23 protein-coding genes are annotated in these 25,479 nt (G+C 58.0%); 10 read left to right on the top strand and 13 right to left on the bottom strand.

The window, feature by feature from the left end; translation table 11 throughout:
- The first annotated feature begins 36 nt into the window (after positions 1-36).
- The gene (locus tag ABFI50_RS14680) at positions 37-831 is read left to right on the top strand and encodes a helix-turn-helix transcriptional regulator (RefSeq protein ID WP_014882884.1); all 795 of its coding nucleotides are present in this window, start codon (positions 37-39) and stop codon (positions 829-831) included.
- Here the strand turns inward: ABFI50_RS14680 and ABFI50_RS14675 are convergent.
- Positions 828-1,718: an oxidoreductase gene (locus ABFI50_RS14675; RefSeq protein ID WP_059372687.1), complete on the bottom strand. Its 891-nt coding sequence runs from the start codon at positions 1,716-1,718 to the stop codon at positions 828-830. The two genes, ABFI50_RS14680 and ABFI50_RS14675, sit on opposite strands and share 4 nt — an antisense overlap.
- 105 nt (positions 1,719-1,823) lie before the next feature.
- Between ABFI50_RS14675 and ABFI50_RS14670 the strand changes: the two genes are divergently transcribed.
- Positions 1,824-2,945: a YbdK family carboxylate-amine ligase gene (locus ABFI50_RS14670; protein WP_014882882.1), complete on the top strand. Its 1,122-nt coding sequence runs from the start codon at positions 1,824-1,826 to the stop codon at positions 2,943-2,945.
- On the opposite strand, the gene ABFI50_RS14665 is transcribed toward ABFI50_RS14670, so the two are convergent.
- The 3 genes from ABFI50_RS14665 to ABFI50_RS14655 all read right to left on the bottom strand — a co-directional run bounded on the left by ABFI50_RS14665 (position 2,896) and on the right by ABFI50_RS14655 (position 9,970).
- Positions 2,896-6,030 (bottom strand): efflux RND transporter permease subunit, encoded by a 3,135-nt coding sequence (locus tag ABFI50_RS14665; protein WP_047344446.1) that lies wholly within the window; start codon positions 6,028-6,030, stop codon positions 2,896-2,898. The two genes, ABFI50_RS14670 and ABFI50_RS14665, sit on opposite strands and share 50 nt — an antisense overlap.
- Before the next feature lie 9 nt (positions 6,031-6,039).
- Complete coding sequence (locus ABFI50_RS14660) at positions 6,040-7,101, bottom strand: efflux RND transporter periplasmic adaptor subunit (protein WP_333186419.1); 1,062 nt, start codon at positions 7,099-7,101, stop codon at positions 6,040-6,042.
- 160 nt (positions 7,102-7,261) lie between these two features.
- Positions 7,262-9,970 carry a cation-transporting P-type ATPase gene (locus ABFI50_RS14655; protein WP_023336856.1) on the bottom strand — a complete coding sequence of 903 codons (2,709 nt, stop codon included), beginning with the start codon at positions 9,968-9,970 and terminating at the stop codon, positions 7,262-7,264.
- Between the two features lie 488 nt (positions 9,971-10,458).
- On the opposite strand from ABFI50_RS14655, the gene ABFI50_RS14650 reads away from it, so the two are divergent.
- Positions 10,459-10,707 (top strand): DUF1158 domain-containing protein, encoded by a 249-nt coding sequence (locus ABFI50_RS14650; RefSeq protein WP_023332302.1) that lies wholly within the window; start codon positions 10,459-10,461, stop codon positions 10,705-10,707.
- Between the two features lie 57 nt (positions 10,708-10,764).
- Here the strand turns inward: ABFI50_RS14650 and ABFI50_RS14645 are convergent, their stop codons facing one another.
- Positions 10,765-11,106 carry a RamA family antibiotic efflux transcriptional regulator gene (locus ABFI50_RS14645; protein ID WP_014882877.1) on the bottom strand — a complete coding sequence of 114 codons (342 nt, stop codon included), beginning with the start codon at positions 11,104-11,106 and terminating at the stop codon, positions 10,765-10,767.
- A gap of 32 nt (positions 11,107-11,138) precedes the next feature.
- Complete coding sequence (locus tag ABFI50_RS14640) at positions 11,139-12,242, bottom strand: RomA family MBL fold metallo-hydrolase (protein WP_023332301.1); 1,104 nt, start codon at positions 12,240-12,242, stop codon at positions 11,139-11,141.
- Positions 12,243-12,432: 190 nt separating this feature from the next.
- Here ABFI50_RS14640 and ABFI50_RS14635 point away from each other — a divergent pair, with 190 nt between their 5' ends.
- The 3 genes from ABFI50_RS14635 to nfsB all read left to right on the top strand — a co-directional run bounded on the left by ABFI50_RS14635 (position 12,433) and on the right by nfsB (position 14,155).
- Positions 12,433-13,023, top strand: coding sequence for a TetR/AcrR family transcriptional regulator (locus ABFI50_RS14635; protein ID WP_014882875.1), 591 nt, complete (start codon positions 12,433-12,435; stop codon positions 13,021-13,023).
- Positions 13,013-13,381, top strand: coding sequence for an MmcQ/YjbR family DNA-binding protein (locus tag ABFI50_RS14630; RefSeq protein ID WP_014882874.1), 369 nt, complete (start codon positions 13,013-13,015; stop codon positions 13,379-13,381). Before ABFI50_RS14635 ends, ABFI50_RS14630 begins: the two co-directional genes overlap by 11 nt.
- A gap of 120 nt (positions 13,382-13,501) precedes the next feature.
- Positions 13,502-14,155 carry an oxygen-insensitive NAD(P)H nitroreductase gene (gene nfsB, locus ABFI50_RS14625; RefSeq protein WP_014882873.1) on the top strand — a complete coding sequence of 218 codons (654 nt, stop codon included), beginning with the start codon at positions 13,502-13,504 and terminating at the stop codon, positions 14,153-14,155.
- A 27-nt stretch (positions 14,156-14,182) separates the two neighbouring features.
- Here nfsB and ABFI50_RS14620 read toward each other — a convergent pair whose 3' ends face one another.
- Both ABFI50_RS14620 and ABFI50_RS14615 read right to left on the bottom strand, forming a co-directional pair.
- Positions 14,183-14,785 (bottom strand): hypothetical protein, encoded by a 603-nt coding sequence (locus tag ABFI50_RS14620; protein ID WP_023336855.1) that lies wholly within the window; start codon positions 14,783-14,785, stop codon positions 14,183-14,185.
- Between the two features lie 153 nt (positions 14,786-14,938).
- Positions 14,939-15,808, bottom strand: coding sequence for a helix-turn-helix transcriptional regulator (locus ABFI50_RS14615; RefSeq protein ID WP_063434030.1), 870 nt, complete (start codon positions 15,806-15,808; stop codon positions 14,939-14,941).
- 107 nt (positions 15,809-15,915) lie between these two features.
- On the opposite strand from ABFI50_RS14615, the gene ABFI50_RS14610 reads away from it, so the two are divergent.
- The gene (locus ABFI50_RS14610) at positions 15,916-17,352 is read left to right on the top strand and encodes an MFS transporter (protein WP_179120592.1); all 1,437 of its coding nucleotides are present in this window, start codon (positions 15,916-15,918) and stop codon (positions 17,350-17,352) included.
- Between the two features lie 66 nt (positions 17,353-17,418).
- Positions 17,419-18,663: a mechanosensitive ion channel family protein gene (locus tag ABFI50_RS14605; protein WP_014882869.1), complete on the top strand. Its 1,245-nt coding sequence runs from the start codon at positions 17,419-17,421 to the stop codon at positions 18,661-18,663.
- On the opposite strand, the gene ABFI50_RS14600 is transcribed toward ABFI50_RS14605, so the two are convergent.
- The 4 genes from ABFI50_RS14600 to ABFI50_RS14585 all read right to left on the bottom strand — a co-directional run bounded on the left by ABFI50_RS14600 (position 18,664) and on the right by ABFI50_RS14585 (position 23,122).
- On the bottom strand, positions 18,664-19,635 hold the full coding sequence (locus tag ABFI50_RS14600) for a LacI family DNA-binding transcriptional regulator (RefSeq protein WP_045281665.1): 972 nt from the start codon (positions 19,633-19,635) through the stop codon (positions 18,664-18,666).
- Positions 19,636-19,710: 75 nt separating this feature from the next.
- Positions 19,711-20,853: a Gfo/Idh/MocA family oxidoreductase gene (locus ABFI50_RS14595; protein ID WP_320729091.1), complete on the bottom strand. Its 1,143-nt coding sequence runs from the start codon at positions 20,851-20,853 to the stop codon at positions 19,711-19,713.
- Entirely contained in the window at positions 20,846-21,871 is a 1,026-nt protein-coding gene (locus tag ABFI50_RS14590; protein ID WP_320729090.1) for a sugar phosphate isomerase/epimerase, read from the bottom strand. Before ABFI50_RS14590 ends, ABFI50_RS14595 begins: the two co-directional genes overlap by 8 nt.
- A 15-nt stretch (positions 21,872-21,886) precedes the next feature.
- Complete coding sequence (locus tag ABFI50_RS14585) at positions 21,887-23,122, bottom strand: MFS transporter (RefSeq protein WP_320729089.1); 1,236 nt, start codon at positions 23,120-23,122, stop codon at positions 21,887-21,889.
- 205 nt (positions 23,123-23,327) lie between these two features.
- On the opposite strand from ABFI50_RS14585, the gene ABFI50_RS14580 reads away from it, so the two are divergent.
- On the top strand, positions 23,328-23,690 hold the full coding sequence (locus ABFI50_RS14580) for a type II toxin-antitoxin system RelE/ParE family toxin (protein ID WP_047027750.1): 363 nt from the start codon (positions 23,328-23,330) through the stop codon (positions 23,688-23,690).
- Complete coding sequence (locus tag ABFI50_RS14575; RefSeq protein WP_014882863.1) at positions 23,678-23,977, top strand: helix-turn-helix transcriptional regulator; 300 nt, start codon at positions 23,678-23,680, stop codon at positions 23,975-23,977. The genes ABFI50_RS14580 and ABFI50_RS14575 overlap by 13 nt, the downstream gene beginning before the upstream one ends.
- Before the next feature lie 110 nt (positions 23,978-24,087).
- Here ABFI50_RS14575 and pheP read toward each other — a convergent pair whose 3' ends face one another.
- Complete coding sequence (pheP, locus tag ABFI50_RS14570; RefSeq protein ID WP_087530077.1) at positions 24,088-25,476, bottom strand: phenylalanine transporter; 1,389 nt, start codon at positions 25,474-25,476, stop codon at positions 24,088-24,090.
- Positions 25,477-25,479: the final 3 nt, after the last annotated feature.

Genomic DNA, 25,479 nt, shown 5'->3' with positions numbered 1-25,479 from the left:
TATTCTGTCAAAAAATACCTAAATGTTGCCAGAATCATGAAGCCGCAATCCGCTAATACGCTGTATGACCCTGACTCTACCGCCTCTCCTGCCGTGGCGCGTCATCTGGACTTTGTGGACTACGCTGCGGAAGTGCCGGTGCATACCCATCGCAAGGGCCAGCTGATTATTGCCCGTTACGGCGCGGTCAGCTGTTACGCGGAGAATGACATCTGGATCGTGCCGCCAGACTGCGCAGTCTGGATCCCCGGCGGGATCCCGCACAGCGCGAAAGCGACGTGGAACGCGCATCTGAACTATTTGTTTATTGAGCCCGGCGCGGCGGCGCTGCCGGAGAGGTGCTGCACCCTGGCGATCTCGCCGTTGATTACGGAGCTGGTCGACCGCCTGACGCGCGAAGGCGTGGATTATCCTCCCGACAGCCACGCCGCCAGGCTGACCCGGGTCACGCTGGATGAGCTCGCCAGCATGCCGCAGCAGAAGCTCAGCCTGCCGGTCTCGACCGACCCGAAAATTCGCGCCATGGCCGACGCGCTGGTCAGCCGCCCTGAGGACAGAAGCACCCTGAAAGACTGGGCGAAACGGCTCGCCCTCAGCGAGCGCTCGTTTGCACGCCTGATGCAGCGCGAGACCGGGCTGAGCTTCGGACGTTGGCGCCAGCAGCTGCATTTGATTATTGCCCTGCGGGAGCTGGCCAGCGGCGTACCTGTCCAGAACGTGGCGGCAACGCTTGGGTATGAATCCGTGAATGCGTTTATCACCATGTTCAGAAAAGCGATGGGCAGCACACCCGCGCATTATTTTGCCGAACGGAAAAACAGCGGCCGTTAACCCGGCCCTTCGCTCCCCGCCGCCAGTAGCGGCACCACCACGTCGCTGATGGGCACCGCAATCCCGTGTTTGCGGCCATAGCGCGGGATCACGCCGTTGCGGATATCCCACTCCATTGGACGGTTGGCCTGACGATCGGCCAGGATCGACGTGCCCAGGTCTTCAGGCGCACGCTGAAAGTTCGCCAGGATCTCCCCGGCCACCGCATCGTCAAGCTTCGCCCCCTCGGCGCGGGCAACGGTAAGCCCCTCGCGCAGATAGGCCAGCGCAAGTTCACTGATATCCTCACGCCTGAACATTCCGGCACGGCGGTTAGCCAGCACCATCAGCCCGGCGACCGCGTTTTGCAGCAGCTTACGCCAGGCGACCGTGGCGAAATCTGCCGAGAGTTCCACTTCACAGCGCGTACCGCGAAGCGCATCCACCACCCGCTGCGCCTGCGGCACCTCCGGCAGCGTCAGGCGCGGTTTGGCACGCAGCCACACGGAGGCATCCGGCTCGCGCTGTGCCGGGAACCAGACCACCGACGGCAGCACCGTTGCGCCGTTGACCCACGGCTCAAGCTGGGCTTTCTGCTCCACGCCGTTTTGCAGGGCGCAGACCACGGTGTTTTCATCGCACAGCGCGCGCAGCCATCCGGCGCTGTCGGCATTTTGCGTCGTTTTTACCGCGATAAAAACCAGATCGGCGGGACGCGTAATGACGGCAGGATCGGTTAAGACCGGACCGGGTACCACCGTTTCGCCCTCGTCATAACGCAGGCGTAATTCCGGATGTGCGGTACGTCCGCACAGCAGCGGCGTGCGGCCCACATCATGCAGCACCGCGGCAATGGTGGTCCCAATCGCACCGGGACCTATCAGCGCAATCACTGGATTGTCAGACATGATTAACTCCCCTTTTCGCTAAGCCTGCTAACAGTTATACCACCCTGAAAAGTGAGCGCCACGTCGTTGTCTATACTCAACACACAACTGACAACGGAGTGCGCCATGCCTTTACCCGATTTCACGTCCTCTGAACCGTTCACCCTCGGCATCGAGCTCGAACTGCAGGTGGTTAATCCGCCCGGGTACGATCTGAGCCAGGACTCTTCCGCGCTGATCGCCGCCGTCAAAGACGACATCAAAGGCGGAGAAGTGAAGCACGACATCACCGAAAGCATGCTCGAAATCGCCACCGGCGTATGCCAGACCATCGACCAGGCAGCGGCGCAGTTCTCGGTGATGCAGCAGAGTATTCTGCGCGCCGCGGCGGAGCAGCATATCCAGATCTGCGGCGGCGGGACGCATCCGTTCCAGAAATGGCAGCGCCAGGAGGTGTGCGATGACGAGCGCTATAACGTCACGCTGGAGCGCTTTGGCTACCTGATTTTGCAGGCCACGGTGTTTGGCCAGCACGTACACGTCGGCTGTCGAACCGGGGACGATGCCATCTACCTGCTGCACGGTCTGTCGCGCTTTGTGCCGCACTTTATCGCCCTCGCCGCCGCATCACCCTACATGCAGGGCACGGACACGAAGTTCGCCTCATCGCGTCTGAATATTTTTTCGGGATTTCCGGATAACGGCCAGATGCCGTGGGTCAACAACTGGCAGGCGTTCGAAGGGCTGTTCCGCCGCCTGAGCGCCACCAGCATGATCGACAGCATTAAAGACCTGCACTGGGACATTCGCCCCAGCCCGCACTTTGGTACCGTGGAAGTGCGGGTGATGGATACGCCGCTGACGCTCGGCCACGCGATAAACATTGCCGGGCTGATCCAGGCAACCTCCCACTGGCTGCTGACCACGCGGCCCTATAAGCATCAGGAGAAGGATTTTCTGCTGTACCGATTTAACCGTTTTCAGGCCTGTCGCTACGGGCTGGAGGGGATTCTGACGGACGTGCATACCGGCGAACAGAAAACCGTAGCGGAAGATATCGCCTGGCTGCTGGAACAGGTTGCGCCATCGGCCGAGAAGCTCGGCGCGACAAGCGCAATCACTGAAATTGCCCTGCTGTTAAAGCAGGGCAAGAGCGAGGCGCAGCGCATGCGGGACTTTATTGCCGACGGCGGCTCGCTTATTTCTCTGGTTCAGAAGCACTGCGAGCTGTGGGCGACGAGTCCGTAAGGCCGTGGCCCCACTCACGCAGACGCTGGAATAGCACGAACAGAGCGGGGATGAACACGATCCCCACGACGGTCGCCACCAGCATACCGCTGAACACCGTGGTGCCAATGATGCGACGGCTCTGGGCACCCGCCCCGGTCGCCAGCATCATTGGCATGACGCCGATAATAAACGACACGGCGGTCATCATCACCGCGCGGAAGCGGCGCGATGCCCCTTCCCTCGCCGCATCGACAATCGTCATTCCGTCCATGCGCCGGGCGCGGGCGAACTCCACGATAAGAATCGCGTTTTTGGCCGCCAGCGCGATCAGCAATACCAGACCAATTTGCACGTAGACATCGTTGGCGTAGCCCGCCATCCACAGCCAGACCAGCGCCCCGCCGAGGGCGAAGAGCACCGAGAGCATCACGCTCGCCGGGAGCGTCCAGCTCTCATACTGGGCGACGAGAAACAGCCACGCCATCACCACCGCCGCCAGCACAATCCATATCGCCTGATTGCCGGTCTGCTGCTCCTGATACGACATGCCGCTCCAGGCGTAGTCGTATCCGGCAGGCAGGATCTCTGCCAGAATTTCGCTCATCACCGCCATCGCGGTGCTGCTGCTCACCCCTTCCGCCGCCGAGCCGCTCACCGACACGGACGGAAACTGGTTGTACTGCTGCAGGAACGGCGCGCCAACGCCCGGCGTGATGGTGACGAGGTTGCTCAGGCGCACCCGCTCGCCGCTGTTGCTGCGCACAAACAGCTCGCTGATTTGCTCAGCGCGCTCGCGCCACTGCATTTCGTTCTGCATAACAACGTGGTAAACGCGGTTGTTGACGCTGAAATCCCCGGCGCGCGTGCCGCCAAAGGCGGTTTGCAGGCTACTGAAGATGCGCGATACCGGCACGTCGAGACGGGCCGCACGCTCGCGATCGACGGTCAGCGTCAGCTGCGGGACGTTGCTGCTCCAGGTGGTGAACACACGGCTTAGCTGCGGGTGCTGATTGGCTTTCATCAGCACCCCGCGCGTCACGCGCTCCAGCTCCGCCGGGCTTTGCCCCGCCTGCGCCTGTATGCGCAGATCGAAGCCGGAGGCGTTGCCCAGCCCCGGCAGGGTCGGCGGCGCGAAGGTCATGATGGTCGCTTCCGGCAGGGCCAGAAGCTGACGCTGCAGGGTAGCCATCACCTCGTCCAGCGGCGGGCGCTCGCTCCAGTCTTTGAGCATGATGGAGATAAACCCGCCGTTGGAGGCGCTGGTGCCGTTAAGAATGTTAAAGCCGGAGACCTGAATCACATCCTCCACCGCCGGATTTTTAGCGATTAATTCGCGTGCGGTGGTCATTACCGCTTCGGTGCGCTCCAGCGAGGCGGCTTCCGGCAGCTGAACGCTGGCAAAGAAGTAGCCCTGGTCCTCCTGTGGCAGGAAGCCTTTTGGCATCGAGGTAAAGCTGAACGCCACCACGGCCGCCGCGCCTGCGGTGGCCAGCAGCGCCAGCCACGGGCGCAGGGTGAATACGCTTACGATCCGGGTATAGCGATTGCGCGTGGCATCCAGCCCGCGGTTGAATCCGCGAAAAATCGCAGCGGGCTGTGCCGGACGCGGGCGCAGCAGCATTGCACAGAGCGCGGGCGTCAGGGTCAGCGCCACCAGGCTTGAGAGCGTGACCGCCGTGGAAAGCGTGACCGCGAACTGGCGGTAAAGCTCACCGACAATCCCCGGCAGCAGCGCCACCGGCACAAATACCGCCAGCAGCACCAGCGTCGTGGCTATCACCGGTCCGGCAATCTGGCGCAGCGCCAGCGCGGTCGCCGCCGTGCGGCTCTGCCCTTCGGCCATCAGCGTTTCGACGCTCTCCACCACCACGATGGCATCATCCACCACCATCGTCAGCGCCAGAATGATGGCGAACAGGCTGAGCGTGTTGGCGGAGTAGCCCAGCGTGTACAGCACCGCAAACGTACCCACCAGCGACACCGGAATGGCGAGCGCAACAATCAGCGTCGCGCGCCAGCTTTGCAGGAACAGGGATACAACAACAACGACCGCCAGCATCGTCAGCGCCAGCGAGACGCCGATCTCCTTGATGGTGGCCGCAACGAAGGTGGTGGTATCGAATTTCACCTCGTAGACCAGGTCGTCCGGGAAGCGCGACGCGAGGCGCTCCAGCTCGGCGCGCACCGCGTCGGCCACGCGCAGGGCGTTGGCGGACGGTGTCGGGTAGATGCCGAGGTAGGCGGAGTCGTGTCCGTTCAGCTGCGCGCCGGAGCTGTAGCTACGCGAGCCAAGCTCGATGGTGGCGACGTCCTTCAGGCGCACCAGCTGGCCCATCTCGCCGGCGCGGATAATGATGTCCGCAAAATCATCAGCCTGGTTCAGGCGCCCCAGCCCGTTGATGGTCAGGGTCTGCTGCTGGCCGTTAAACACCGGCGGCGTGCCGACCTGGCCCGCCGCTCCCTGCACGTTCTGCTCGCGCAGCGCCTGCGCCACGTCGTCCGTGGTGACGTTCAGGGCGTTCATGCGGTCCGGACGCAGCCAGATGCGCATGCTGTAGTCGCGCGCGCCAAACATCTGCACCTGACCGACGCCCGGCAGGCGCGACAGCGCCTCGCGCACCTGGGTGCTGGCGTAGTTACTGACGAACAGCGGCGTGTGGGTATTGTCAGGTGAGTAAAGACTTACCCCCATCATCAGATTGGTGGCGCGTTTGCGCACCTGCACGCCGTTTTGCTGCGCCTCCGCTGGCAGTTGCGCCACGGCCTGCGCCACGCGGTTTTGCACGTCGATGGCGGCTAAATCCGGATCGGTCCCCGCGGCAAAGGTGATGTTAAGGCTGTAGGTGCCTTCATCCGAACTCGTGGACTCCATGTACAGCATGTGATCCACGCCGTTAAGCTGCGTCTCCAGCGGCGTGGCGATGGCCTCCGCCACGTCAGCCGAACTGGCCCCCGGCCAGCTGGCAGAGACATTCACCACCGGCGGCGTGATCTGCGGATACTGCTCCACCGGGATAATCTTCAGCGCAATGGCCCCCAGCAGGGTAATGACCAGCGCTATCACCATCGCAAAGCGCGGGCGTTTGATGAAAAACGTCAGCATGATGGCTCCTTAATTCAGTATCTGGACGGCAGCACCGGGCTGTACACGCTGTGCACCGTCAGTGATCGCTCGCTCACCAGGCTTAACACCGGAAGCAATCTGGAACCGCTGCCCAACCTGCCCGGCAATTTTTAGCGGGCGTTTTTCGGCGTTTCCGTCGGCACTCACCACCCAGGCAAAGAATCCATCGCCATTCTGCTGGACCGCAGCGGCAGGGAGCGTCAGTACCGGCTGCTCGCTGGCCGGGCGCAGCGTCACATTTACGTTGCCGCCGGGCAACAGCTGATGGTGCGGGTTGGCAAACCCGGCGCGCAGCATCACGCTGGCGGTGCGCGGGTCGATGCGGTTATCCACCGAGGTCAGTTCACCCCGGATACGCTGTCCGTTGCTGTCAATGAATACCTGCCACGCCTGTTTCATGGCGCTGATATCTGCATGCTGTCCGGCTTTGGTGGCAAAGGCGCCCTCTTCCAGCGCAAAAGCGATGCGGATCGGATCAAGCTGTACTACCTCCACCAGCACGCCGCTTGCGGGGTTGACCAGGCTACCTGCGTGGAAGTTGCTGTGCCCCACGCGACCGTCAATCGGCGAGGTGATGCGGGTGTAGTTCAGGGTGACGTTGCGTGCGTCGAGCCGGGCTTTGGCCTGCTCCAGCGCGGCGCGGGCGACGTCGCGCTGCATACGCGCGTTGTCCACGTCATGACGGCTGATGGCCTTGCTGCTGCCCAGGCTTTCAAAGCGGGAAAGCTGCTGCTGCGCCTGGCGCAGCGTGGCTTCAGCGCTGTTGACTTCGGCCTGCGCCAGACGCACGGCGGCACGCGGCTCGGCATCGTCCAGCTCAAACAGCACATCCCCTTTTTTCACATACTGCCCGTCGCGAAAGTGGATTTTAGTGATAACACCTTCCGTGCGGGCGCGCAGCTCAACGGTGTGGATGGCTTCAATGCGCCCCGGGATCTGACGCTCGGCGGCGTGGGCGGTCTGCTCAACGGTGGCGACGCGCACGGGAATGGCGGCGAAGACGGGTTGCAGGGTGCAGGCAAGGAGTGCGAACAGGAGTGGGAATTTCATGGAGAGTACCTCAGCGTAATTTCACCCCTCACCCCGGCCCTCTCCCCAAAGGGGCGAGGGAGAAAATCGAGCCGCCCCTTCACCTCAGAGCCGAGGGAGAAAACCGGGCTGTCCCCTCTCCCCTTAGGGGAGAGGGGTAGGGTGAGGGGTAAGGTTTTGGTTATGCAGCCTTACGGAACCTGCGGGTCAGTCGCTTCTCGATTTCGACGACGAAGAACATTCCCATTGCAACCGCCAGCGTCACAAACCAGTAGCGGAGCGGCAGCGCTTCGGTGCCAAACAGCATCTGCATAAACGGCAGGTAGATGATGGCGGCCTGGAGCAGGAACAACACGCCCGTGACCAGCCAGATGCCTTTATTCGCCAGCAGACCACGGTTCAGGGAGAACCCTTCAGTGTTGCGACAGTTAATCATGTACACCCACTGGGCGCAGACCAGCATCTGCAGCAGTACGGTGCGGATGAACTCCGCGCTGTGGCCGCGCGGGGCCAGCCAGGCCTCCAGCGCAAAGGCGGCAATGGCAATCATGGTGCCGACAAAGGCCACGCGCCACACCGCGTAGGCGTCCATCACGTGCTGCCCGGTCTGACGTGGTGGACGGCGCATGATATTGCGCTCGGCGGCTTCAAAGGCCAGACCGAAGGAGAGCGTGGCAGAGGTCGCCATGTTCATCCACAGAATCAGCACCGGCGTCAGCGGAATGATGTTCCCCGCCAGCAGCGCAATCACAATCAATAGCCCCTGCGCCAGGTTGGTCGGCATGATGAACAGAATAGTCTTCTTCAGGTTGTCGTAAACGCGACGCCCCTCTTTCACCGCGCTGGCGATTGTGGCGAAGTTATCGTCCGTCAGGACCATGTCCGCCGCCTCTTTGGTCACTTCCGTGCCTTTGATGCCCATTGCGATGCCGACATCCGCCTGACGCAGCGCCGGGGCATCGTTCACGCCGTCGCCGGTCATACCGACGATTTCACCTTTCTCCTGCAGCGCTTTCACCAGGCGCAGCTTATGCTCCGGGCTGGTACGGGCAAAGATGTCATAGGTCACCGCCGCATCCGCCAGCTCGGCATCGTTCATCTTCTCAAGCTGATAGCCGGTCACCGCCTGCTCGCTGTTGGTGATCCCCAGCATCTGGCCGATGCTCATCGCCGTCTGCGGGTGATCCCCGGTGATCATCTTCACGCGGATCCCCGCCTGCTGACAGGCGTTAATGGCATCAATCGCCTCCGGGCGCGGCGGATCCATCATTCCGGCAATGCCGAGGAAGATCAGCCCGTGGCTCAGATCGTCGTGCGTGAGCGCCGTTTCGCCATTGGCTGGCTTAAACGCCGCCGCAACCATGCGCAGTCCCTGACGCGCATAGCGCTCCATCTCGTTTTCCCAGTACGCGCGGTTGAAGGCGTCTGCACCGTGGCGGGTTTGCTGCTGCGCGCACAGGGCGAAAATGACGTCCGGCGCGCCGGTGATCAGGATCTGCTCCTCGCAGCCAATCTGGTAGTGGGTGCTCATGTACTTGTACTGCGAGTCAAACGGGATCTTGTTAACCAGCGTCGTTGTTACCGGCGCGAGGTTGGCTTTCGCCGCCAGCACCTTCAGCGCGCCCTCGGTTGGCCCCCCGGTGATGCCCCACAGGCCGCGCTCGTCCTGAATCAGCTGGCTGTCGTTACAGAGGTCAATAGTGCGCAGGTACTGCTCCAGCACGGTGCCCGGCTGGATCTGCACTGGCTCATCGCTGCCTTCCAGATAAATGTTGCCCACCGGCTCATAGCTGTTGCCGTCCACGCGGTAGCAGGTGTCGGCGGTGATGATGGCTTTGACCGTCATCTCGTTCATGGTCAGGGTGCCGGTTTTATCCGAGCAGACCACGGTCATCGCGCCCAGGGTTTCAACCGTCGGCAGCTTGCGGATGATCGCCCGCTTGCGCGCCATCGCCTGCACGCCCAGGGAGAGGATAATGGAGATAATTGCAGGCAGACCTTCCGGTACGGAGGCGACCGCCAGGCTGATGAGGGAGAGCAGCAGCTCGCCCATTGGGATCTCGCGGAATGCCAGGCTGAAGACAAACAGCGCGGCCATCATCGCCAGAATAATGGCGAAGATCGCCTTACCCAGCTTGTCCATCTGCACCAGCAGCGGCGTGCGGTGTTTTTCAATGCCCGCCATCATCTGATTGATATGGCCAAGCTCGGTCTCCTGCCCGGTGGCAATAACCACGCCCACGCCACCGCCCGCGCTCACGGTAGTGCCGGAGAAGACCAGGTTGGTGCGATCGCCCAGCGGCAGCTCACCGTTCAGCGGCTGAGTATGTTTATCCACCACGGTGGATTCACCGGTCAGAATCGCCTCTTCCACGCGTAAATTATGCGCCTCAATTAAACGCATATCCGCCGGAATACGATCCCCGGCGCGTAATACAATAATATCGCCCGGGACTATTTCAGTTGTGGGGAGCGTTTCATGATTGCCATTACGAATGACGCGCGCTTCGCTGGAGAGCATGTTACGAATACTCTTCAGGGATTTTTCCGCGTTGCTTTCCTGAATATGACCAATTAAGGCATTGATAACCGCCACGCCTAAAATAACCAGCGTATCAACCCAATGCCCCATGACCGCCGTTAATACCGCGGCGGCAAGCAGGACGTAAATCAGTACATCGTTAAAATGCGCGAGAAAGCGCAGCCAGCCCGGCTTGCCTTTTTTCTCCGGCAATGCATTCGGGCCATGTTTTTGCAGACGCGCCTGCGCCTCTGCGCGGTCCAGACCGCTCACCTGGCTCTGCGTATGAGCCAGCACCTGCTCTACGGTCTGCTGGTATGCCAGCCCGCCGGAAGGCGGCATGTTTGGGGATAATTTTTTTTCGGTCATCGTATTTTTCCTTCAATATCCGGTGAACAGAAGCCTGAATTCCTTTCGGGCTTTAATTTATTCATTTTTAAGTCTTGCGGCTAAAATTGATCTACCGCAATATATTTACCGCTGGGTTATTCAAAATTAATTACGATTATTTCGACAAGCTGATTTTTACAAAATATTTCTAAACCAACGCTAAACGAGGGGGAAGCATGTTTGGTATTTATCGCGGACGACGCTTGGCGTTATACATTGTCGCAGCCATTGTTATTGCGACGTTAATTGGATATAGCACATATAGTTTTGTAAAATTATTTTCATGACGCAGACATTTATTTACACGGCACAATATTAATTTAATCACCACGATTAAATCATTCTCCTTACGCGCTTTATTTGCCGGAGAAGGTGATTATTTCATTAAAAAAGCCCAGGCAGGTTGATATTGCTTTACGTTAAAGGATGCCGGACAATGACATTTTTAACTGACGATTAACATTACGATGAAACACCCGTTAGAATCGCTGCTGACTGCCGGGGGCATTTTATTACTGGCGCTGATCTCTTGCCTGCTGTTACCCGCGCCGTCGCTGGGCCTGGTGCTGGCGCAAAAGCTGATGACGACCTTTCACATGGTCGATCTGAACCAGCTTTACACCATTTTGTTTTGCGTGTGGTTTTTACTGCTTGGCGCTATCGAATTCTTCGTGCTGCGTTTCGTCTGGCGCCGCTGGTTTTCACTGGCGTCATGAATGCATAAAAAAAGCCGGGTAGCAGCTTCGCCTTACCCGGCCTGTGTGTTGTCAGTTTCAGTGCGTCCGACTGTGGTTTTCCTTGCGGTACGCCCCTGGCGGCTGATGGAAGGTGCGGGTAAAGATGCGCGTGAACGTCTGCTGCGATTCAAACCCGTAGCGCAGGCAGATCTCATAAACGCGCTCGTCCGATTCACGCAGATCCCGCGCCGCCAGCAGCAGCTTGCGTTCGCGAATATAGCGCCCCAGGCTTTCACCTTTATACTGCATAAACAGCCGCTGCAAATGCCATTTGGAGTAACCCGCATGGCGGGCAATGTCTTCAATGCGTAACGGCTGGTGCAGGTTGTCGTCGATCCATTCGACGATCGTATCAATGACTTGAGCGGAAATGGTCATACTGCTCTCCCCTTCTGCTTCTTGCTTAAACATTATTCCCACCACTGACGAAAAGTTTGTGTGGTATCACTCACCCGAACGGGCTCGCCCAGTTCCGGCGTGAGCAGTCGATAGTTTTTATCCTTGCTGGCTTTTGCCAGCTGGATCAGTGGGTCGTTCCAGGTGTGTTTTGCCAGCACAAAACGACCGTTATGCCCTGGCACCACCGCCTTTGCATTCAGGTCGACCGACGCCTGAGCCGTCTCCTCTGGCAGCATGTGGATGTACTTCCAGTCCTGGTCATACTGGCCATTTTCCATGATGGCTAAATCCACATCACCAAACTGCTCGCCGATTGCCTTAAAGTGCGGGCCGTAGCCAGAATCTCCGCTGTAGTAGATCTTCTGCTCTGGGGTGACAAACATAAAGCTGCCCCACAGCGTCTGGTCACGTTTGATGCCTCGCCCGGAGAAGTGACGCGCGGGCAACAGGTGAACCGTCAGCGCATCGCTGATGTGCACCGACTGGTTCCAGTCGCGTTCGTCGATAATCTCTGGCTTCATCCCCCAGTAGCGCAGGTGTGACCCTACCCCGAGCGGCGTCACCACGCGTTTCACCTTCGGCAATAACGCCCTGATGGTGGCGTAATCCAGGTGGTCGTAGTGATCGTGAGAGATAATCAGCAGGTCGATCTCCGGCATGCTCGCCGCGCGCCACGGATACTCCCCCGCAAAGGCTTTATTGAGAAACGAAAACGGCGCGGCATAGTTACCAAGGACCGGGTCGATCAGGATGCGTTTTCCCGCCAGCTGCAGATACCAGGAGGAGTGGCCGAGCCACACCAGCGTGTCCTGCTCCAGCGGCAGGCTCGCCAGATCGGTTTTCACCAGCGGCAGCGGCTGAGCCGGGCGGGCGTTTTCGGTTTTACGGGTCAGAAATTGCCACCACGCCACCAGCATATTTTGTTGGCCGGTAAAGCCAGGCGTCGGGAGCGTATTGTGGAATTTCCCCTCGTAGTAGTGCGGAGACGCTTCCACTTCCGTGAGCTGCGCACCCTGCGGTGGCTGGCCAAAACCGGCATTCAGAACAAACGGTAAACTCGCAGCTGAAGCAATAATCATGACGAACACCACGCAGATGAAGAGAGTTTTTTTCATATCCTGACCCGAAAACGCGAGCCATCCGATGGTTTGCGTGGGGTAAACTTGATTATGAGTGAGTAAGCACTCATTATAGATATGATGAGAAAGTCGTCAAGACGTTTTCGATCTTTGACATTCCGCGTTGCAGCGTGTCAAAGCACGTGTTTCAATCGGGGTTTTTATCAGTGAAAGGGGGAAAAATTTAGTGGCACGTCCGAAGAGTGAAGATAAAAAACAGGCCTTACTGGACGCCGCAACGGCGGCATTTGCACAGTCAGGTATTGCCGCCTCAACGGCGCTCATTGCCCGTAAGGCGGGCGTCGCCGAAGGCACCCTGTTCCGCTACTTTGCTACCAAAGACGATCTGCTGAATGCCCTCTATCTGCACCTGAAGCAGGATCTCTGCCAGACCATGCTGGCGAACCTCGATCGCACCATCACGCTGCCGAAAGAACATACCCGCAATATCTGGAACAGCTATGTGGACTGGGGGATTCGTAACCCCGTGGCGCATGCGGCTATCCGCCAGATTGGGGTCAGTGAAAAGCTGAGCGCCGAAACGGAAATGGCGGTGAAAGAGATGTTCCCGGAACTGCATGAACTGTGCCGTCGTTCGGTGCGCCCGGTGTTTATGTCGGATGAATTCAAAACGTTTGGCGATGCGCTGTTTTTATCGCTGGCCGAAAGCACGATGGAGTTTGCCACCCGCGATCCGTCCCGCGCCGTCGATTTTAAAGCCCTGGGTTTTGAAGTGATGTGGCGTGGACTGGCTCAGGAGGAGAGCGATGGACAGTAAATCCTTGCAGGAACACGCGAAGCGCGTCGCGCTGGAGATGCCTTTTACCGAACACTGCTGGCCGTTCGGCCCGGAGTACGACGTCTTCAAGGTCGGCGGAAAAATTTTCATGCTGATGGCAACCGCACACGGACGGCCGCACGTTAGCCTGAAATCCGATCCGGAAACGTCGCTGTTAAATCAGCAGATCTACCGGGGCGTTGAGCCTGGTTACCATCTGAATAAAAAACACTGGATTTCCCTTTACGGCACCGAGGACATCACCCCGGAACTGGTTGCCGACCTGATTGCAGATTCCTGGAATCTGGTCGTTGATAAACTGCCGAAGAAAGACCAGAAGTGGATACGCCCCGCCTGATTGTTCGTCTGAGACGAACAGATTAAGCGCTCGAAATGCACTTATCTTTTGCCGCTTTGCGCGGTAATCTGCTCTCCTTTCGCGCCCGCGTACGGGCGAATTTCATTACCAGGAGTAGTTATGGATATCATTTCTGTCGCCCTGAAACGCCACTCCACCAAGGCGTTCGACCCGACTAAAAAACTGACCGCTGAAGAAGCAGAAAAAATCAAAACCCTGCTGCAGTACAGCCCGTCCAGCACCAACTCCCAGCCGTGGCACTTTATTGTGGCCAGCACCGAGGAAGGTAAAGCGCGCGTGGCGAAATCCGCCGCAGGGACCTATGTGTTCAACGAACGCAAAATGCTGGACGCCTCTCATGTGGTGGTGTTTTGCGCGAAAACCGCGATGGACGATGCCTGGCTTGAGCGCGTCGTGGATCAGGAAGAAGCCGATGGTCGTTTTAACACGCCAGAAGCCAAAGCCGCGAACCATAAGGGCCGGACTTACTTCGCCGATATGCACCGTGTGGATCTGAAAGATGATGACCAGTGGATGGCGAAACAGGTTTACCTGAACGTCGGTAATTTCCTGCTGGGCGTGGGTGCCATGGGTCTGGATGCAGTGCCAATCGAAGGTTTCGATGCCGCGATCCTCGACGAAGAGTTTGGCCTGAAAGAGAAAGGCTTCACCAGCGTAGTGGTGGTGCCGGTTGGCCATCACAGCGTGGAAGATTTCAACGCCACGCTGCCGAAGTCTCGCCTGCCGCTGAGCACGATTGTGACCGAGTGCTAATCCCGACGGGCCGCCGCGCGCGGCCCGTTACGTTTTACTGATGACCAGTCTGCGATGCGGATGGACATCACGATCGTTTCCCCAGGCAAAAGCAATCCAGCGTTCTTCCAGTTCAGCGTATGAACTCACTGGTGTTAATTCCCACTCTGCGCCTACCGTACCGTCCGCCACGCTTATCTGGTAATTCATGCTGAACGCCCAGTCTATCATCCGCAACCAAAACCGCTGCCCGTCTCCCGTTTGCTCGCTGTCTGAGACCACGATATCGTATTCGCTGAGCACCCACTGAAAGAAAAGTTGTGGCAACCCGCTGATAACGGATTGATGGACCGCGCGGGGCGTACGCCAGACCATCACTTGCGTGGCGGCACCGTGAGGAAAGGTAATTTCTTTATGAAACGTCAGCTTCACGGCATATGCCGTATAAGGCTTACCGTCGTCGGTAGTCACGAGACGGTATTCATCGCTATAGCGCGACTTCAGAAGCCGATACCCCACAGGCAACAAAAAACCAGGCAGATGAAAATCCACCGTGCCCCGCAACAGAAACGCTTCAGTATGTTCAACGTTTTGAGTGATAAGCCCAAGTTTTTGGCTAAATTCTGCGGAATCAATCATCAGTGGCGACATCGGTGGTTTCTCATCGCGTAAGTATAGTCCACTTCACTACTCATCTAAATGATGTAGATTCAGCAGGTTGGTCTCATTCAGACCTTATCTTACGCAATGTGAACCGACACGGCAGGATCCGTGCTGATTCCCTGAAAACGCCTCGCAAAAAAATTATTTAGCCTGTTCAGCCAGCCATGCCATCGCCCTCTCCCCCGCCTCGTCCACCGGTAAATAGACCAGCAGCCGCGACCCGTTTCGCGGTGCGGAGTACCAGTACATCTGCTGCAGCGTAAAATCCCCCAGCTCGGGATGGGTAAACAGCTTGAGCTGGTTCTCCACGCCGCGCACGTCGTTGCGCTGGTGCCACAGCGTTTTGAACTCCTCAGACACCGCAAAGAAGCGCGCCAGTTTGGCTTCCCACAGCGGGTCGCCCCGGTGCTCGGCCATCGCCGCGCGGAAATAGGAGACAAAAATCGGCAGTACATCGTCGCGTCTGCCGAGCCGCGCGCGCCACGCGGGATGGGTGAGAAACAGGTAAATACAGTTGCGGTCCTCCGGCGGGATTGCATTGAAATCAACGCCCATCAGGTGCCCAAAACTGTCGTTCCACGCCACGATATCGAAATTGGGTTTCTGGATGCTGGCAGGTTTTGGCATCAGCGTATCCAGCAGGCGACGCGTGCCTTCGCTGATCCCCTCGCAGCAGACCGCCTGCGGTGCTTCGCCCGGCGGCAAACCGGCGAGCACGAAAAGATGCCGGGCTTCGGTCGGAGTACACTGCAGGGCTTTCGCTATGGCTGCCATCACCGCGCTGGACGGATTGACGTCCCTGCCCTGCTCAAGCCAGGTATACCAGGTCACACCCACGTCGGCGAGCATCGCCACCTCTTCGCGGCGCAGACCCGGCGTGCGGCGGCGTCCGCTGCGCGGCAAACCGAGACGCTGCGGATCGAGGCTTTCACGCCGGGCGCGTAAAAATGCGCCCAGCTGTTTTCGCGTGTCATCCTGAAGTGAGGCGACGGGTTCAGACATCAACGCCATAAATCCCCCTGCATGGTAGTACCAGTACCAGTATAAGCAAGAACTGGTACCCGTTTATCAGATAGTTGATGCTACGACCATCTGATGAATGACGCAATGGAGTTACCATGAATACGTCAGTTGTTTCACCGGGTCGCGCAGGCCTGATATTGCTGTTAACCGGCCAGATGCTACCCATGATTGATACCTCAATCACTAACGTGGCGCTGGACGCCATTACCCATTCACTGCACGCTACCGCCACCGAGCTGGAGCTGATTGTCGCGCTTTATGGCGTGGCGTTTGCCGTCTGCCTCGCGCTCGGCAGCAAGCTGGGAGATAATCTTGGCCGCCGTCGCCTGTTTATGTGGGGTGTGGCAATCTTTGGCCTGGCCTCGCTGCTGTGCGGAATGGCAGGGAACATTGAACAACTGCTGGCCGCGCGTATTGTTCAGGGGGCGGGTGCCGCCCTGATCATGCCGCAAATTCTTGCCACGCTGCACGTCACGTTAAAAGGCACCGCCCACGCGAAGGCGATTAGCCTGTTCGGCGGCATTGGGGGGATTGCGTTTATCGTCGGCCAGATGGGCGGCGGCTGGCTGGTATCGGCGGATATCGCCGGACTGGGCTGGCGTAACGCCTTCTTTATTAACGTCCCCATCTGCCTGGTGGTGCTGGCGCTAAGCCGTCGCTACGTGCCGGAAACCCGCCGTGAAACGCCGTCGCGCATCGACTGGGCAGGGACCGTCTTGCTGGCCATCATGCTCTGCTGTCTGCTGTTCCCGATGGCGCTCGGCCCACAGTGGCACTGGCCGTGGTCGCTAAAGGTTATGCTTCTCGCCATTATTCCGCTGGTCTGGCTGATGGCACAGAATGCGCGCAAAAAAGAGCGTGGAAATGCCCATCCGCTGATCCCACCGCGTCTGCTTCAGCTCCGCAGCGTTCGCTTTGGCATCGTAATTGCGCTGCTCTTTTTCAGCGTCTGGTCCGGGTTTATGTTCTGTATGGCGCTGACCATGCAAACGGGTCTGGGAATGGCGCCGTGGCAGTCCGGGAACAGTTTTATCGCCCTCGGGGTGACCTATTTTATCTCCGCGTGGTTCGCGCCGCGGCTGATTGCGCGCTACAGCACCAGCACGATTCTGCTCACCGGCCTGGCAATCCAGATAATCGGCCTGCTGGCGCTGATCGCCACGTTCCGCTACTGGGGAGTGCAAAATACGGCGCTGACGCTGGCGCCAGCCACCGGGCTGGTAGGCTACGGTCAGGCGCTGATTGTGAACAGCTTCTACCGCATCGGGATGCGCGATATTCAGCCTGATGACGCAGGGGCCGCCAGCGCCATCTTAAGCACCCTGCAGCAGGCCGCGCTGGGGCTTGGCCCGGCCATTTTCGGGGCGATTTTGCTGCACGGGCTGCAACATCATCACGGGGATTACGCCCAGGCGATTAACTTTTTCCTGACGGTGGAAACCGGCCTGATGGTCATCCTGGCGCTGGCAACGCTGCGCATCCGCCATCGGCTGTGTTTACCCGTCGTGAAGGTCTGCCAGGCAAGCAAATAAGCCTGAGGTATTTGCATAATAGATCCGCAGCCGCCATTATGGGGCTGCATCAATACAGGAGACGTTATGCAGGAATTAATTGCTCAGGTTGAAGAGTTAGGCATTGAAATTAATCACACCACCTCTTTAGTGATTATCTTTGGTATTATTTTTCTTACTGCCATCATCGTTCATTTTATTCTGCACAAAGTCGTGCTGCGCGCATTCGAGAAACGCGCCCGGGCCAGCAGCCATTTATGGTTGCAGATCATTACCCAGAATAAATTATTTCACCGTCTGGCATTTACCCTTCAGGGGATAATCGTCAACGTTCAGGCCGTTCTCTGGCTGCAAAAAGGGAGCGAAGCGGCAGAAATGCTCACCACCTGCGCGAAGCTGTGGGTGATGGTGTATGCCCTGCTCTCCTTCTTCTCGCTGCTGGACGTCATATTCAATCTTTCGCAGAAAATGGCGACCGCCTCACAGCTGCCGCTGAAAGGGATCTTCCAGGGCATCAAGCTGGTGAGCGCGATTCTGGTGGGGATCTTAATTATCTCTCTGCTGATCGGTCAGTCACCGGCCATTTTGATTAGCGGCCTGGGTGCTATGGCCGCCGTTCTGATGCTGGTCTTTAAAGACCCGATACTGGGACTGGTCGCCGGGATCCAGCTTTCCGCCAACGACATGCTCAAGCTTGGCGACTGGCTGGAGATGCCGAAATACGGTGCCAACGGCACGGTGACGGACATCGGCCTGACCACCGTTAAAGTGCGCAACTTCGATAACACCATCACCACGATCCCAACGTGGGCGCTGGTCTCTGACGCCTTTATCAACTGGAGCGGCATGTCGGCCTCCGGCGGCCGACGCATTAAGCGCAGCCTGAATATCGATACCACCAGCATTCACTTCCTGGACGAGCAGGAGCAGCAGAAGCTGATTCAGGCGAAACTGCTCAAGCCCTATCTGGCCGCGCGACATGAGGAAATTAGCCTGTGGAATCAGAAAAATGGCGAAGGTGAATCGGTATTAGACCTGCGCAAAATGACCAATATTGGTACCTTCCGCGCCTACCTGAATGAATATCTGCGTAACCACCCGCGCATTCGCAAAGATATGACGTTAATGGTGCGTCAGCTGGCACCGGATGCCAACGGCCTGCCGATTGAAATATACGCTTTCACCAACACGGTGATCTGGGCAGAATATGAGGAGATTCAGGCTGACATCTTCGATCATATTTTTGCGGTGGTGGAGGAGTTTGGTTTGCGTATTCATCAGTCACCTACCGGGAACGATATTCGCTCCCTGGCAGGGGTTATAGCGCAATAATCAGGTACTGGCGCGGGAAATAAAGCGCCAGTCCATCATCACTCTTTCCGTGGGCGCATCGGGGTTGTCGATTTTATTTAAGAGCAGGTCGACCGCCTTGCGCCCGATATCCCGCGACGGCTGTTCGATGGTGGTCAGCGAAATCATGTCCGCCAGCTCGGTGCCGTCAAATCCCACAACAGCAATATCCTCCGGCACGCGCAGCCCGGCCTGCTGAATGGCGCGCAGCGCGCCCGCCGCCAGCGTATCGGAGACGGCAAACACCGCATCCGGTGGATTATCCTGCAACAAATTTTGCATCGCCACCATCCCCGCGCGGAAGCTGAGATCGCTGGCGTATTCAACCGCCTGATACTCCAGATCTTTCAGGTGGATCACGCTCTTATAGCCGCGCTCGCGCAGACGGGCATATTTATAGCTCAGGTCGTGGTTGATCATCGCGATGCGTTTGCGTCCACCGTCGGCAAGCTGGCTGACGGCATGCTGCGACGCATCAACGTCGTTAATCCCCACGCAGGAAACCGCGCCGGCATCGGCATATTCGGCACACTGCACCCACGGTGCGGAGCCAATCAGCGCGGCCAGTTCCGGCAGCTTTGAGAAAGCGTCCATGGTGATAATGCCGTCGACGATTTTGCCCGACAGCAGGCTTAAGCCCGAACGGGAACGTTCGATGTCCGACCCGGAGTTACACAGCAGGATCCGATAGCCGTTTTTCTCCGCCTCTTCTTCAATGCCCTTCACCACTTCGGCGCAGAACGGGTTGGCAATGTTTGAGACCATCACCAGGATCATATAGCTCCGGGCAGTACGTAACTGACGGGCCAGTAAATTAGGCTGGTAGTTGCTCTCTTTGATGGCCTGCAGGACGCGCTCGCGGTTTTTTGCCTTCACGGTGTCGCTGTTATTGAGCACGCGGGAGACCGTCGCCACGGAGACCCCGGCCAGCTGAGCGATTTTCTGAATTGACATAGCGACGACACATCCTGCGGTTAGCGTTTTGTGCAGGCTACCATAAATTTGTTGCCCGGCGAACCGGGCAACACGTCATTGCGCCACGCGTACCCAACGCTGCTGCTGATGGCTTTTCACTATGGCATCAATGATATACATCACGTTTGCGCCATCGTGGAAGGTCGCAAACTGCGGCGCCTCCGGCATCGCTCCCGCCTGCACGGCGCGGTAGAACTGCATCATCATATTTTTAAAGGCGTCAGGCCAGCCTTCGATGTGCCCGCCGGGGAAGTGTGCGCTGCTGGCCACGTCAGGGTTCATCAGGCCTGGATCATCGGTGAGCGTCTGATTTGCCAGCGCGCGATGGCCGATCCACAGCTGTTGCGGCACCTCCTGATCCCACGCCACTGACTGCTCGCTGCCGTTAATCTCAAACGTCAGGCGATTTTTACGCCCGGCGCTCACCTGCGAGACGCTAAAGCAACCTTTGCTGCCATCGTCAAAGCGGAACAGCACTGAGCCAAAGTCTTCGGTACTGACCGGTGTGTTGGTATACGTCGCCGCCTCATCGTGGGAGAAAGTCTGATGACCGCCCATGCTGGCCTTACGCGTCGGCCAGACGATGGAGAGATCGGCCATGACCTCGGTAATGCGCCTGCCGGTCACAAATTGCACCGTATCGCACCAGTGGGAGCCGATATCCGCCACCGCGCGCGAAGCCCCGCCAAGCGCGGCATCCACCCGCCAGTTGTAGTCTGTTTCCAGCAGCATCCAGTCCTGTAAATAACTGCCGTGTGAGGCGAATAGCCGCCCGAGGCTGCCCGCGCGCATCATGCTCGCCGCCTGGCGCACCATCGCAAACTGGCGATAGACAAAGCTCACGCCGTGCACCACGCCAGCCTGCTCCGCCCGCGCCACCAGGTCACGCGCCTCGTCCGACGTCATGCAGAGCGGTTTTTCAGAAAAGACATGTTTTCCCGCGCGCAGGATCTGACGGTTAATCTCCGCGTGCAGATGATTGGGCGTGCAGTTGTGCACCACGTGCAGGTCAGGAAGTGCGAGCAGTTCCGCCACGCTGGCGCAGGCGTGGGGCACGTTAAGCTGGCGTGCTTTTTCCTGCGCGCTGGCAAGCGTGCCGTCGCAGAGCGCCACCACCTGCACAAACCCGAGACGCCGCAGCGCCTCGATATGCGCCGGGCCGATAAACCCGCTGCCGACAATCCCGACGTTAATCATGGCTGCCCCCTGCCGCGAAGTCATCAAACGCACGCCCGGATACGGGGATGATGTGGCGGCGGATAAACTCGCTTCCCTCACTTGCGCCGGTATCACCATCTTTCAGGCAGCACTCCCACTCCAGCACCGCCCAGCCGTCATAATCGTACTGGGTCAGCTTGCTGAAAATGCCTTTGAAGTCGATCTGTCCGTCGCCGAGCGAACGGAAGCGCCCGGCGCGGTTGATCCACGGCTGGTAACCACCGTACACGCCGCTGCGCCCATTAGGACGGAACTCGGCATCTTTGACGTGGAAGGCTTTGATGCGCGCGTGGTAAATGTCGATGAAGGTCAGGTAATCCATCTGCTGTAACAGCATGTGGCTCGGGTCGTAAAGGATATTGCAGCGCGTGTGATTATCCAGAAGCGCCAGAAAACGCTCAAAGCTCACGCCGTCGTGCAAGTCTTCGCCCGGATGCAACTCAAAACAGACGTCCACGCCCTGTTCGTCAAAGGTATCCAGAATCGGTCGCCAGCGATTTGCCAGCTCCTCGAATGCCGCCTGAAAACGCTGCTCGTTATGCGGCGGCCATGGATAGAAAAACGGCCACGCCAGCGAGCCGGAGAAGGTGGCGTGCGCTTTCAGGCCGAGTCTGGCCGAGGCGACTGCCGCCTGCTTTAGCTTTTCCGTTGCCCATGCCCGACGAGCCGTATCATTACCGCGCACGGCGGCGGGGGCGAAGTGGTCAAACGCGTCGCTGTAAACAGGGTTCACCGCCACAAGCTGGCCTTCCAGATGAGTCGAGAGCTCGCTGATCGCAAGCCCATGCCTGGCCAGCTTATCGATGACCTCATCGCAGTAGGCCTGACTCTCAGCGGCTTTTTCCACATCAAAAACAGGCGGATGGTTGCAGGGGATCTGCACCGCTTTGTAACCCTTCGCCGCCGCCCAGCCTGCCAGTCCGTCGAGCGTGTTGAACGGCGCTTTCTCGCCAATAAATTGCGACAGAAAAATGCCCGGTCCTTTCATCGTCCTCATAGCCCCTCCTGAACATTACGCCTTGTCATCGTCATACCTGAACGTGAGAAGGAAAATCAGCGCGATCGCCGCGGCAGCCACCGCCGGGATCCACCAGAATGTCACCCATGCCTGCGGCAAGGTCTGCCCGGCCACCAGACGGTTATAAAGCGCGCCGGAAATCTGAGAGCCCAGCAGCATGCCGATGCCGTAGGTGAACATGACAATCATGCTTTGCGCCTGTCCTTTCACCTTTTCACCCGCCACGCGGTCGGTGTAGATAAAGCCGACGACGAAGAAGAAATCGTAGCAGACGCCGTGCAGCAGGATCCCCAGGTACAACAGGATGCGTCCTTCCTCGCTGACGCCCAGCGCGAACATGGCATAACGCACGAACCACGCCAGCATGCCGATCAGCAGCATGACTTTCACCCCCAGACGGCGGAACAGCAGCGGAATGACCAGCATGAAGAAGATCTCTGACATCTGCCCGAAGGACATGGCGGTGCTGACGTCTGCAATACCGGCATCCGCCAGATACGAGGCGGTATAGGCGTAATAGGTGCCAAGCGGGACGGAGATCAGCATCGCGCAGACGGAGAAGACAAAGAAATGGCGGGTTTTGAGTAGCGCAAAGGCATCGGCACAAAAGAGATCGCGCACCTGCACCGGTAGCCCTTTCGCTGGCGCTGGCGTGTGCGGCAGCGTCAGGCTGTAGAGTGCGAGCAGCAGGGAGCTGGCTGCCGCCACCTGGAAGATGGTGACGCTGGACGCCACGCCGGTCACGCCGATGAAAATTCCCGCCACGATCCAGCCGATGGTGCCGAACACGCGCACCACCGGGAAAGTTTTATCCACGTTCGCCAGGCTGTGAAATGCGATGTTGTTGGTCAGCGCAAGCGTTGGCATATAGCAGAGCGTGTAACCAAACAGCAGGCCAATCAGCAGCGCGCCGTTTTCGGCAATCAGCGCCCCCGGCACGAACCAGAGGATTGCCGCGCCCGCCAGGTGCATCACCGCCATCACCTTCTGCGAGGCAAAGAAACGATCCACCAGCATGCCGAGCACAAACGGCGAGAGAATGGAGGCGATGGGCCCGGCGGAGAACGCATCGCCAATTAACAGAGACATGTTGTGCCGGGTCATCACCAGGCCAAGCGTGACTGACCAGCTACCCCAAATGAAAAACTGCAGAAACATCATCAACGACAGACGCGGCACCAGCAGCCGGTGCTGTGTTATCGCCTTTTCACTACTTTCAGTTGACACCATGATAAGCCTCACCCGGAAAAAGTAATCGATTACAAATGACAGCAAATAAAAAGTAATCGATTACAAAATAAAGATCCTGTGGATCGAAACAGAATTGGGAGAGGGGTCACGATAAAGGTCGATGTATGACAAAACGAGGCGTTCTGATTGTCACTATAGCCTAAAGGCTATAAAATAATATAGCGAGGAAGCTAAAGGAGAAACGATGTGGAATGTCGAGACAACGGACAGATTTGATCAATGGTACTTTGAACAAACAACAGCATTAAAAGAAGATGTGCTGGCGATGATGCATATTCTTGCTGAGTTTGGCCCAACGCTTGGGCGGCCATACGTAGATACCGTGAAGGCTTCAGCCTACGCAAACATGAAAGAGTTACGGATTCAACATGCGGGAAATCCCATCAGAGCCTTTTTTGCTTTTGATCCTGACCGTAAGGCAATTGTGCTCTGTGCTGGAGATAAAACCGGTTGCAATCAAAAACTGTTTTATAACGAAATGATTACGCTGGCTGACGTTGAGTACAGCAGACATCTGGCGGATAAGGAGGCCATATGGCAACGCTAAAAGAACTCATGGCACAACAGAGCGCGGAAAGTCAGGAGCGTATTGCGGCTAAAGTTGATGTAATACGCAGAATTGTTGCCCTGAACCAACTGCGGGAAGAGCTCAATATTTCGCAGACAGAACTGGCCGCGGCAATGGGGGTAAAACAACCCACTGTGGCAAAAATCGAACAGCCGGGAAACGATCCCAGGCTTTCAACACTCAAACGCTATGTCAGTGCGCTCGGCGGTGAAATGAGCATTGATGTGACGTTACCGAATGGGAAACGAATAGCGTTTCAGATTTGATATTGCACATTCAAAGCCGGGTGGCGGCTTCGCCTGACCCGGCCTACAAAATAATAACGGCCCCGAACATGTAGGCCCGGTAAGCGCAGCGCCACCGGGCGAAAAACGTACTACTTTTTACGGGATAATTTAAACGCAATAAACAGGAACACCACCCACACTGGCAGCAGCATCGCTGAGAGACGCATCTCATCCATCGTGCACATCAGCACCAGAATCAGCCCCAGGAACGCGATACAGATATAGTTTCCTGCCGGGTAGAGCAGCGCTTTAAACTGCGTCTCGCGTCCCTTGCGTCGCATCGCCGCACGGAAGCGCAGGTGCGCCAGGCAGATCATGATCCAGTTCAGCAGCAGCGTGGCGACAACCAGCGCCATCAGCAGGCCAAATGCCGCTTTCGGCAGCAGGTAGTTGATCAGCACCACTAATGACGTAATCGCGCCGGAAAGGAACAAGGAATTAATCGGCACACCGCGACGGCTGACGCGGGTCAGGAACTTCGGCGCGTTCCCCTGTACGGAAAGGCCAAACAGCATACGGCTGTTGGAGTAAACGCCACTGTTATAGACCGAAAGCGACGCCACCAGAATGACGAAGTTCAGCGCCGACGCCACCACATTGCTGTTCAGATCGTGGAAAATCATCACGAACGGACTGCTGTCAGATTTCACTTCCACCCATGGATAGAGCGCCAGCAGAACCACCAGCGAGCCGATGTAAAACAGCAGAATACGGTACACCACCTGGTTGACCGCTTTTGGGATACTTTTATGCGGGTCGCGCGCTTCGGCAGCGGTAATACCAATCAGCTCCAGCCCGCCGAAGGAGAACATGATCACCGCCAGAGAGAGAACCAGTCCTTTCCAGCCGGTTGCCAGAAAGCCGCCGTGCTGCCAGAGGTTATCAAGGGTTGCCCGCTCGCCGCCGTGACCAGAGAACAGCAGCCACAGGCCAAAGCCGATCATCCCGATAATCGCCAGTACCTTGATCAGCGCAAACCAGAACTCGGTTTCGCCATACAGGCGCACATTGACGAGGTTAATGGCATTAATGATGATGAAAAAGGCCGCCGCCCAGATCCACGTCGGGACATCCGGGAGCCAGTACTGCATGTAGATGCCTGCGGCGGTCAGTTCGGCCATCCCCACCAGCACGAACATCACCCAGTAGTTCCAGCCGGAGAGGAAGCCTGCAAACGGGCCCCAGTATTTGTAAGCAAAGTGTGCGAAGGAGCCTGACACCGGCTCTTCAACGACCATTTCGCCGAGCTGGCGCATGATCAGGAAGGCGATAATCCCGGCGATGCCGTATCCCAGCAGTACCGCAGGGCCAGCCATTTGAATGGCGGGGCCGATGCCGAGAAACAACCCGGTACCAATCGCGCCGCCGAGGGCAATTAACTGAATATGTCGATTTTGCAAACCACGTTGCAGCGTCGGATTCTGATCCGACGAGGCTTCAGCGCTACCATGGCCTGAAGCGGATGACGCGTCTTTCACGCC

This window comes from Enterobacter sp. HNDS-6 (assembly GCF_039850505.1).
GTDB classification, from domain to species: Bacteria; Pseudomonadota; Gammaproteobacteria; order Enterobacterales; family Enterobacteriaceae; genus Enterobacter; species Enterobacter kobei.
The sequence above is the reverse complement of the archived record's forward strand: the minus strand, read 5'-3'. Positions and strand labels throughout refer to the sequence as shown.

Excerpts from the sequence above, each read along its gene's own strand:
- ABFI50_RS14665 (WP_047344446.1), bottom strand. The coding sequence starts at position 6,030 with ATGCTGACGTTTTTCATCAAACGCCCGCGCTTTGCGATGGTGATAGCG.
- ABFI50_RS14595 (WP_320729091.1), bottom strand. The coding sequence starts at position 20,853 with ATGATTAACGTCGGGATTGTCGGCAGCGGGTTTATCGGCCCGGCGCAT.
- ABFI50_RS14615 (WP_063434030.1), bottom strand. The coding sequence starts at position 15,808 with ATGGCGTTGATGTCTGAACCCGTCGCCTCACTTCAGGATGACACGCGA.
- ABFI50_RS14670 (WP_014882882.1), top strand. The coding sequence starts at position 1,824 with ATGCCTTTACCCGATTTCACGTCCTCTGAACCGTTCACCCTCGGCATC.
- ABFI50_RS14605 (WP_014882869.1), top strand. The coding sequence starts at position 17,419 with ATGCAGGAATTAATTGCTCAGGTTGAAGAGTTAGGCATTGAAATTAAT.
- ABFI50_RS14640 (WP_023332301.1), bottom strand. The coding sequence starts at position 12,242 with ATGAAAAAAACTCTCTTCATCTGCGTGGTGTTCGTCATGATTATTGCT.
- ABFI50_RS14650 (WP_023332302.1), top strand. The coding sequence starts at position 10,459 with ATGAAACACCCGTTAGAATCGCTGCTGACTGCCGGGGGCATTTTATTA.
- ABFI50_RS14590 (WP_320729090.1), bottom strand. The coding sequence starts at position 21,871 with ATGAGGACGATGAAAGGACCGGGCATTTTTCTGTCGCAATTTATTGGC.
- ABFI50_RS14680 (WP_014882884.1), top strand. The coding sequence starts at position 37 with ATGAAGCCGCAATCCGCTAATACGCTGTATGACCCTGACTCTACCGCC.
- ABFI50_RS14580 (WP_047027750.1), top strand. The coding sequence starts at position 23,328 with ATGTGGAATGTCGAGACAACGGACAGATTTGATCAATGGTACTTTGAA.
- nfsB (WP_014882873.1), top strand. The coding sequence starts at position 13,502 with ATGGATATCATTTCTGTCGCCCTGAAACGCCACTCCACCAAGGCGTTC.
- ABFI50_RS14655 (WP_023336856.1), bottom strand. The coding sequence starts at position 9,970 with ATGACCGAAAAAAAATTATCCCCAAACATGCCGCCTTCCGGCGGGCTG.
- ABFI50_RS14630 (WP_014882874.1), top strand. The coding sequence starts at position 13,013 with ATGGACAGTAAATCCTTGCAGGAACACGCGAAGCGCGTCGCGCTGGAG.
- ABFI50_RS14585 (WP_320729089.1), bottom strand. The coding sequence starts at position 23,122 with ATGGTGTCAACTGAAAGTAGTGAAAAGGCGATAACACAGCACCGGCTG.
- ABFI50_RS14575 (WP_014882863.1), top strand. The coding sequence starts at position 23,678 with ATGGCAACGCTAAAAGAACTCATGGCACAACAGAGCGCGGAAAGTCAG.
- ABFI50_RS14660 (WP_333186419.1), bottom strand. The coding sequence starts at position 7,101 with ATGAAATTCCCACTCCTGTTCGCACTCCTTGCCTGCACCCTGCAACCC.
- ABFI50_RS14620 (WP_023336855.1), bottom strand. The coding sequence starts at position 14,785 with ATGTCGCCACTGATGATTGATTCCGCAGAATTTAGCCAAAAACTTGGG.
- ABFI50_RS14675 (WP_059372687.1), bottom strand. The coding sequence starts at position 1,718 with ATGTCTGACAATCCAGTGATTGCGCTGATAGGTCCCGGTGCGATTGGG.
- ABFI50_RS14610 (WP_179120592.1), top strand. The coding sequence starts at position 15,916 with ATGAATACGTCAGTTGTTTCACCGGGTCGCGCAGGCCTGATATTGCTG.
- ABFI50_RS14645 (WP_014882877.1), bottom strand. The coding sequence starts at position 11,106 with ATGACCATTTCCGCTCAAGTCATTGATACGATCGTCGAATGGATCGAC.
- ABFI50_RS14600 (WP_045281665.1), bottom strand. The coding sequence starts at position 19,635 with ATGTCAATTCAGAAAATCGCTCAGCTGGCCGGGGTCTCCGTGGCGACG.